The following is an 8763-nucleotide window of genomic DNA, read 5'->3' on the forward strand; positions in this document are numbered from 1 at the left end:
CAAGCTGGAGCGTGTCGCCGACCTGCTCTCGCTGGCGTTCGGGTGGGCACGTTCGGTTGATCCGAGTCAACCGTTAACGAGTGGCGTGTGGGACGGCGTGTGGGGAGATCCCCAGCGGCGCAGCGAAATCGCTAACATCCAACTGGACAACTCCGATGTGGTCACCTTCCACTGCTATGACGACCCAGTAGGCTTCGAGGCCCGGATCGCAGAACTGTCCCCATTGGGGCGGCCGATCCTGTGCACCGAGTACCTGGCCCGGACGCTGGGCAGTACTGTCGACGGGGTCCTGCCAATTGCGAAGCGGCACAACGTCGGTGCGATCAATTGGGGTTTGGTTGCCGGTAAGACACAGACCTACATTCCGTGGGACTCGTGGGATCACCCGTACACGACACCTCCGAAGCTCTGGTTTGCGGACCTGCTGCAGCCCGATGGACGGCCGTACCGGGACACCGAAATTCAAACGATCAGCAAGTTGACCCGGCTCTAACGCCTCTGCGATCGCATCAGCTGAGTTATCCGGGCTTGGTGGGGCGGGCGGAGCCCAGATCGCCACACCCTGGGGCCGCGCCTAGCCGGGCGAGGGCGGTACCGGTACGCCGCAGGCGGCAAGACAGTCGGCAGGGCGGGGGACACTCCAGTGACTCAGCCTTTGTTGATGCCGAGCACGCGCTGTTCAAAATAATCGGCACCGCGGGCAGCGCCGCCGGTCGCGGCGAAACCAACCGCCACCCGTCTCGCGCCAGCCGTCATTGTCATCGCTTCTCGCACCTTCGTTTGTAGCCGCAGCGGCGACAGTTTCTTGGCCGGCAGGCGGGTACCGCACCCGGCTACCTCGACGCGCCGTGCGACCTCGAATTGGTCACGCCCGTAAGGCACAACGCACACCGGTACACCATGGGCGAGCGCCTTTTGAGTCGCGCCCATCCCACCGTGAGTCACCGCACACACCGCGCGGTCAAGAACTACACCGTGCGGGACGAACTGGCACACCGTCGCATTGGGCGACGCCGCAATTCCGTCTGGTTGCCCAGCCGGCAGGGTCGCGACCACATGCACCGGCTCATCGGCCAACGCGGTCATCGCGGCCTGGACAAGGTCGTCGTCGGCCTGTTTCTCCGACGACGTGGTGACGAGCACGATTGGCCGGTCGACCGAGGCTAGCCAATCGGGATCTGTGTTCGGACTGGGGTCAAGCACGCAGGGTCCGATCATCTGCACCGCGTCGCCCCACTCGGTTTGTGGGTACTGAAATGGCTTGCCGCTGGCGACGAGTAACAGCGGCGACCGGTGCAAGAACTCGTCCACTGACGCGACCGGCCCTACATTGACCTTCGCGCGAATCGTGTTGATCGGCGGCAGCATTACCTTTTCGACACGGCCCACCACAGCTGTGCGCACGGCGGCATCGCGTACCCGGCCCACAACACCTGACATCGGTCGCAGACCCAGCCCAAACGGCGGCACCCCGGGCGATCGCAACGGCGGCGTGTACGGCGAGAAACAAGCCCATGGGATGGGACCGGCGTCGGCCGCGGACTGGGCACCCCAGCAATTCACATCGACAAGCAATGCGTCAGGGTGTGCACGCGCCACCGTCTCGGCCAGATCGGTGACTTCGTGCACGGCGCGCCGGCCGAACACCGCGACCGACCGCTTCAGGGAAGCAACAGGGTTGGTTGCCTTCCAGTCGTCGAGCTCGATCCGCTCGATCCGCGGGTCGATCGCGTCCGTGGTAAATCCGAGCCGTTGGCCGATCTCGACGCCGGTGGAAAGCGTGCGCACATGAACGGTGTGGCCGCGACGGGACAGCTCCGATAGCAGTGCGCTGATCGGCAACAGGTGACCAAGTGCGGGCGAAGTATAGGCCAATATCGTCGCCATCTTCTTGTCGCTCAGACGATTCGGTTGACCATTTGGCGCGCCTCATCGAGTCGGCCGCGAGCGTCGAGCCTTTCGCAGAGCGAGAGGTATTGCGTGGCCAGCTCCGCGTGGCCGCCGGAGTCGCCTTCCGACTCGGCCAGCACCGCCCGCGATTTCAGCCACCACAGGTCCAGTGCCGGAATACCCGGCCGGCGGTCCTGCCAGTGATCAACGATTCGGTGGGCCTCAGTGAGGTCGTTGGTGGATCCCCGTTCGATGAGAAGGGCGACCAGTGCCTCACCGGCGCAACCGACGAAGACACGGGAGCCGCCAGCCATGTGTGACGCAAATGTCGCACGAAGTTCATCGATCGCTTCGTCAATTCGCCCGTGGCGGGCAGCGTCGATCGCCAGGTCGGCATCGACGGCCGGCAGCGCGATGGTCATGCTCTTGTGCTTTTGCATGTTCGCGCGGGCCTTGTGAAGCACGTCAATCGCCTCGTTGAGCGCCGCATCCTGCACTCGCAGCAACACTTTGCCGCAGGCCAACTGCGCGATGATGATTCCGCTGATGGCACCGAACGATTCAGCACGCCGCAACGCCTCGCGTACGTCGTCGAGCTTCTCATCAGCCTGGTCCACGCCCAGCGCCGTCGTCACGAGAAAGTAGAACCGAATAGACGTGTACTGGACGGATTCGAGCGCGTGAGCGCGCTCGAGTTCTTCTCGGAGGCGCCGTCTGCCCTGCTCGTAGCGGCCGGCGCACGTCTCGATGGCACCAAGAAGGGCGTTTGCCGAGATAAGTTCGTCTGCCGGTACGTCCGTCGATAGCGCGTGTATCGCATCGATAACCTTGAGCGCGGCATCGAATTCGCAATTTGCGAATCGCACGAATGCCACCGCATTGAGGATGATGCTTTTGGTCTCGGCATCGCAGTCAATGCGGCTGACTACATCGTCGAGCTCGGACGCCAGCGCCGCAGCCTCGGGAACGCGGTTGTCGTTGACGGCGAACGAAAAGATGAGTCCGGCTGTCGCAATCGCCAAGGACGTCAGATCGCCAGTTTGCGTTGTCAGGTCACGAAACTCGCGGTAACGCTCGTCGATGTCTGCACCACTGCCTTCGTAGAGCGTCGTCGAGATCAGCATGGTGCGTGGCGCGATTCGCAGCGAGATGATGTCGTCGTGGTCATCGGGTAGCTCATCGGCGAGGCGTCGTGCGTCCTCCCATTGTGCACGTGCGGCGGGAAAATCGCGAGGCCGAAGCCATTCCGCCGCGCGCAGGTGCCAGCGGCAAGACTCCGCCAGTTCCCCGGCCGCTTCGAGATGTGTGGCGATCAGAGCTGCGTTCTCGTCGGCGGCGCTGCGGTCGCGTGCCTCAATGGCGGCGGCCAGCATGCGATGGGTCTGCTCGCGGTTGACGCTTAACTGTGATTCGTATGCGACCGCGCGGATCAGCGGATGCCGGAAGGCGTACTCGGCGCTCGGGGTGAACCCCACCTGATCGATGAGCTCCGCGCTGAGCAGCTCGTCGACCACCGCATCGATCCCCAGCGCGGCCAGCAGTTCCGCGCCGAAGCGGGCGCCGATCACCGACGCCGCGTTCAACGTCCGCTTGGCCGCGGTGTCGAGCCGGTCGATGCGCGCCTCGATCGCCGCTTGCACGGTGGCCGGCACGCTCACCTCGGCCACATTCGTCCGACAGACATACTTACCGTGCTCGCCGATCAGCACCCCGCGTTGGGCCAACTCGCGCACCATCTCCTCGGCGAAAAACGGGTTGCCTGCGGCTCGGTCGGCGATGATCGCCGCCAGCTCCCCGACCGACGGATGAGACCCGAGTAGCTCACCGATAAGCGCCGCGGTGTCCGAATCGGCCAGTGGGGCAAGCGCTATCGTCTGCGCTCCCGCCACCTGCGTCAGCGCTCCGCGATACTCGGGGCGGGCGGTGATCAGCACAATCGACGGCGTGCGCGGAATGACGGTGAGGAAGTCGGCCAGCATCGACTCGCTGACCGCATCGATCCAGTGCGCGTCCTCGATGATGTAGAGCGCCGGTTCGGTGCGGGCCAGCGACGCGGTGTTGATCATCGCGGTCAACCGGCGCCGCCGCGCGTCCGGGTCGATCTGGGGTAGCGGCGCGCCGGGGTCGGCGATGCCGAGCAGGTCATCGAGCAGCAGCAGATCCTGCGGGTCGGCATCAGGAACTTGTTCCCGGACCCGCGCGCGCGCCGCTTCGCCGTCAAGATCGGCCACGCCGCGGGCCGCCCGCAGCAGCCGCGCCACCACCTGAAAAGGGATGTCGCGGGCGTGGGATTCGCAGAACGTCCAAAACACCTCGACCCCACGCTCGGCCGCCAGTGCCGTGGCCTCACGGGCCGTTCGGCTCTTGCCGATGCCTGGCGGTCCCACCACATTCACCACGCCACCGCGGCCACCGATCGCGCGGTCCACCACGGCCTCAACAGCGGCCATCTCCCAACGCCGACCGACCAAGTGCGATTTCGTGCCACCGGCCAGGGCATGGCGCGGCTCGATCGCCAGCAGCCGGCGCGCTGAGACGGGGTCGTCCCTGCCCTTGATCGACACGAGCTCGGTGTCGGCGAGGACCGCGGTGTGCTCGACCAAATGCGCGGTGGACTCGCTGAGCATCACCCCGCCCGGTGGAGCGACCGACTCCATCCGCTGCGCAAACCCCACCTGCTCCCCGATGGCGGCGTAACCCGATACACCCGGACCGATCTCACCGGCAACAACCCGGCCGGAATTCAGACCCACCCGGAGCCGCAGATCCACGCCGTCACGGCGTCGCACCTCAGCCGCCAAGCCGCTCGTCTCCTGCTGGATGGCCAGCGCCGCCAAGCACGCCCGGATCGCATGATCCTCCAAGGCCACCGGCGCCCCGAACAATGCCATCAGCCCATCACCGGTGAACTTTTCCATCGTGCCGCCGTACCGGCGCACCACCGCCGCGCCCCGGCCGACCAGCTCGGCCATGATCTCGCGCAGCCGCTCGGCACCCACCGCCGCGGCGATGTCCATCGAGCGCACCACGTCGGCGAACAGCACCGTCACCTGTTTGAACTCGGCCGGCTTCGGGGCCGCCAAAACAGCTGCGCCACACTCGCTACAGAACTTGGCAGTCTCGTTCAATTCCGTACCGCACGATCCGCACGACAGCCCCGTGGCAGTCATCTCACGCCGCCCGACCCACGGTCGTTCACATCAATATCGTGGCACCGCTGACCAGACGTGTCTGCTATATCGGCCGAGCGATCCGGTAGACGACAACCATGCTCCATTCCGCCTCAAGACTTGTGACAGACCGCACCGCCGGTAGCAACCGCGGGTTCCAGCCCAGAGCCTCCGCCAGAGCGTGTCCGCCGGCATCCGCGAGCGTTCGGAAAAGATTGTCCCACCAGCACTTTAAAGTCATGGACGTCCGTCGGTGTTCGTGAGCGCTTGGCATTAGTTGTGACAACGTCGTGACACCGACGTCGGCTGTGAGCCCAGTCTTCGCGCAAATCGCGCAAGGGAGCGGCTGTCGGACCCCGGGGATGATCGAGCCATGGGATTATGGGGGTGGTGAAGCTGGGACCCGATCCGCGCGACGATGTCGTTGCGCGTCAATATCAGCGATGGGTATATCCGCCGCCGACACATGACGTCGAGGAGTGGACCGCTGGCAACTTGGACCCGACGGACCCCGTCCACGCTCATCGGGTCTACTGGCCGGACCGCGAATACCCCCCTGGTCTGGACATTTTGGTCGCCGGCTGCGGCGCCAACCAGGCCGCATATTTTGCGTTCAAAAATCCGTCAGCGAAAGTCGTGGCCATCGACGTCAGCCAGCCGTCGCTGGATCACCTGGAATATCTGAAAGATAAGCACAGCCTGCAGAACCTCGAGCCGCATCTGCTCCCGATCGAGGAGCTGTCAGCACTACGGCTCGACTTCGACTTGGTTGTATGCGTCGGCGTCCTGCACCACTTGGCTGACCCAGCCCAGGGGATGCGAGCCCTCGCCGGATGCCTTCGGCGGGACGGCGTCGCGAGCGTGATGCTCTATGCGAAATACGGCCGGATCGGCGTCGATATGTTGGCGTCGATCTTTCACGACCTTGGAATGGGCCAAGACGAATCGTCGGTGCAGTTGGTCAGGGACACGATTCCGCTGCTCGCGGCCGACCATCCCGTACGGACCTATGTGAAAACTTCGCCGGACCTCGATGCTGATACCGGCGTGGTGGACACATTTTTGCATGGACGGCAGCGTTGCTACACGGTCACGGAGTGCATCGACCTGGTGACGTCGGCAGGTCTGGTCTTTCAGGAGTGGCTCTTCAAATCCCTGTACTACCCGCACGACATTCTCGCCCTGCCCGATCGGCTGAAATCAGCCGTCAACGCCTTGCCCGACGTCGAGATCTGGTCGTTGATGGAACGCATCAATGCCCTCAATTCAAGTCACGCCTTTGTGGCTTGCCGCCCCGATCGGCCAACGGCGGACTACACCGTCGACTTCTCGTCAGCGGAAGCTCTCAGCTACATTCCTGTGGTGCGAACGCTTTTCCGCATGGAAGGCGATGTTGTCGTCATGCCGCACGCGAGGGTGCCACTGAGCGCAATCGAGCTCCTCTTCATTCGATTTGTCGATGGACGGCGCACTATCCGAGAGATCGCAGCGCTGGTGGTGACCGAACCCGCATGGCAGCCCGGTGCCGCCGTCATTGAGGATCTCGCGCGCAAGGCATTTCAGAATCTTTGGCGTCTCGATTTTCTGGCAATGGCGCGAACCCCAACGAGGGCCACCAACTGAGCCAAGGCCCCTCGTGACGTCAAGCATGAGAACGGCATCCGAACAGGCTGTTTACAGTGGGGCGGGCGGGGCTCGAACCCGCGACCAACGGATTATGAGTCCGCGGCTCTAACCAACTGAGCTACCGCCCCTGGATCCCTGACATTAGCGCCCGCACCGATTCGCCCGTGAGCCTGTATCGCCCAGGTGCACGCCGCGTACAGACACACGTCAGCTGAACACCGTCTGACCGTCGACGTCGAGTAGATACTGCTCTGTCCCCTGCTCAAACCGGGGCGCATCGCCGCCCAACGCCACCGCGACTTTGTTGCTGGCGTTGCGCATGACATCGAGGGTCAGCTCCACAGCCTCAGCATCGGAGAAGTGCGCACACACCCCAGCTGCGACACCGTCGTCGATACGCCCAGGCGACCAGATCAGCGCATCCACATACCGCAGCGCTGCCTTGTGTCGCTCGGTCAGCTGAGCCGACGCCTCGAACTTCTCGATGTCGCCGTACATCGTTTCCGACCCGCCCGCGTCCAGCGCCGTCGTCTCACGCAGCGACTTGCATAGCCGGCAGTTGTGCTGGGTAGCACCGCGCAACCTAACGACTTCGGCGGTCAACGCGTCAAGGTCACGCAGTCGGGCCACCGTCGGGAGAAATTCGTTGAACACGATGTCGGACGGATCGGTGGCGTGGTCCCACGTCACCGGCCCGGCCGTCCACCCGAGGCACTCGTCGCCGACCCCAAGCGCCTCGAGTCCTGCTCGCACCCGGGGCACGAAGTCGGCGATATACATCTGCACGACGGTGCTGAACGTGCTGTCGCCCAGCACTTTCCACAGCTTTGAGCGTTGCGCGCCGCCGATCGTCGAAACGTCGATGCTGAACTGTTCGGCGAAGTCGACGATAACGGCCTCGGCATCCGATCCCGGGCCGCTCACTTCGACCTCGGCGGGAAGCGCGGGTAGCCCGAGAGTCTGCGCACAGATGCGCCGAATCAGCGCGGTCGTGCGACCGTCTCCAGGCGACAACGCCACCAGTCGGGTCAGCTCGTCATGCAACACCACAGATGGATTATGTCGCCTGGCTCACCGATGACATGTGAAAGTCCGGAATCCGCAGCGACGGCATTGCCGCGCGAGTGACCCAGTCGCCCCATTCCCGCGGCAGCGTCGGCTCGCTGACGCCGGCCTGGCTGGCCCGCCGCAACAGATCCAGCGGGCTCTCGTTGAAGCGGAAGTTGTTGACCGCCGCGGTCACTTCACCGTCTTCGACCAGGTAGACGCCGTCACGGGTCAGCCCGGTCAGCAGCAGCGTGGTGGGATCGACCTCGCGCATGTACCACAGCGTGGTCAACAACAACCCACGCTCGGTCTGGGCGATCATGTCAGCAAGTTCGGTGCTGTCGCCGGTCATCAAGATGTTGTCGGCGGCGACGGCGGCCGGGGCGCCGAAATCGTCGGCCGCGGCCCGCGGGTAGGCCAGCGCATTGATGACCCCGTCGCGGATCCAGTCCACCCGGCCGATGGTCAGCCCGTTGTCGAAGATCGACAGCGTCTCCGACGAGCTCGACGTCGCGACGAACGGCGTGCAGGTCAGCCCGGCCGCCGTGGGATCGGAGTACAGCGTCAGCGGCAGATCGGTGAGCTTCTCCCCTACCCGAGTTCCGCCGTCGGGCGCGCTGAGCGCGGTGCGGCCCTCTTGCGCGCCGCGGCCGCTCATCGACCACGCCAGGTAGATCATCATGTCGGCCACTGCCGACGGCGGCAGGATCGTTTCGTAGCGCCCAGCCGGCACCTCGACGCGGCGCTTGGCCCAATCCAGTCGCATCGACAGCTGCTCGAGCAGTGGATCCGTTGGCACACCGGCGAAGTCGGGGCTTCCCACGCCCACCCAGGCGCTGGCCCCGTCGCGTTTGGCGTTGATCTCCACCGACCCGGTCGGTTGGGTGAAGCGACGCCGCAATCCGCTCGACGTCGCAAGAAACGTCGTCTCCAGCGCGTGTTGCGCGAAGCCGTACAACTGGTCGGTGCCGCGGAATCCGCGAGCCAGCGGATCGGTGAGGTGCGCGAACACCTCAGGTCCGGTCGCCGG

At 64.7% G+C, this 8763-nt stretch carries 5 protein-coding genes, 1 tRNA gene and 1 pseudogene; 2 read left to right on the top strand and 5 right to left on the bottom strand.

From position 1 onward, the window contains the following. A pseudogene (locus WAN02_RS02340) lies at positions 1-493 on the top strand (1,4-beta-xylanase); the annotation flags it as partial. A 155-nt stretch (positions 494-648) separates the two neighbouring features. On the opposite strand, the gene WAN02_RS02345 reads toward WAN02_RS02340, so the two are convergent. Both WAN02_RS02345 and WAN02_RS02350 read right to left on the bottom strand, forming a co-directional pair. Continuing rightward, complete coding sequence (locus WAN02_RS02345; protein WP_422262480.1) at positions 649-1887, bottom strand: glycosyltransferase; 1239 nt, start codon at positions 1885-1887, stop codon at positions 649-651. A gap of 11 nt (positions 1888-1898) precedes the next feature. Next, entirely contained in the window at positions 1899-5060 is a 3162-nt protein-coding gene (locus tag WAN02_RS02350; protein ID WP_422262482.1) for an AAA family ATPase, read from the bottom strand. A gap of 396 nt (positions 5061-5456) precedes the next feature. Between WAN02_RS02350 and WAN02_RS02355 the strand changes: the two genes are divergently transcribed. Continuing rightward, on the top strand, positions 5457-6683 hold the full coding sequence (locus tag WAN02_RS02355) for a class I SAM-dependent methyltransferase (protein WP_422262487.1): 1227 nt from the start codon (positions 5457-5459) through the stop codon (positions 6681-6683). 57 nt (positions 6684-6740) lie between these two features. Here the strand turns inward: WAN02_RS02355 and WAN02_RS02360 are convergent. The 3 genes from WAN02_RS02360 to WAN02_RS02370 form a co-directional block, all read right to left on the bottom strand. Next, a tRNA-Ile gene (locus WAN02_RS02360) sits at positions 6741-6814 on the bottom strand. A gap of 79 nt (positions 6815-6893) precedes the next feature. Then, positions 6894-7736, bottom strand: coding sequence for a carboxymuconolactone decarboxylase family protein (locus tag WAN02_RS02365; protein ID WP_422262483.1), 843 nt, complete (start codon positions 7734-7736; stop codon positions 6894-6896). Positions 7737-7743: 7 nt separating this feature from the next. Further along, positions 7744-8763: metallopeptidase TldD-related protein (locus WAN02_RS02370; protein ID WP_422262485.1), on the bottom strand; the 1020-nt coding region annotated here is incomplete at its 5' end.

Origin of the sequence: Mycobacterium sp. (assembly GCF_049281135.1) — a bacterium.
GTDB lineage: Bacteria > Actinomycetota > Actinomycetes > Mycobacteriales > Mycobacteriaceae > Mycobacterium.

Coding starts and splice junctions, on each gene's coding strand:
- WAN02_RS02345 (WP_422262480.1), bottom strand. CDS start 1,887: ATGGCGACGATATTGGCCTATACTTCGCCCGCACTTGGTCACCTGTTG.
- WAN02_RS02350 (WP_422262482.1), bottom strand. CDS start 5,060: ATGACTGCCACGGGGCTGTCGTGCGGATCGTGCGGTACGGAATTGAAC.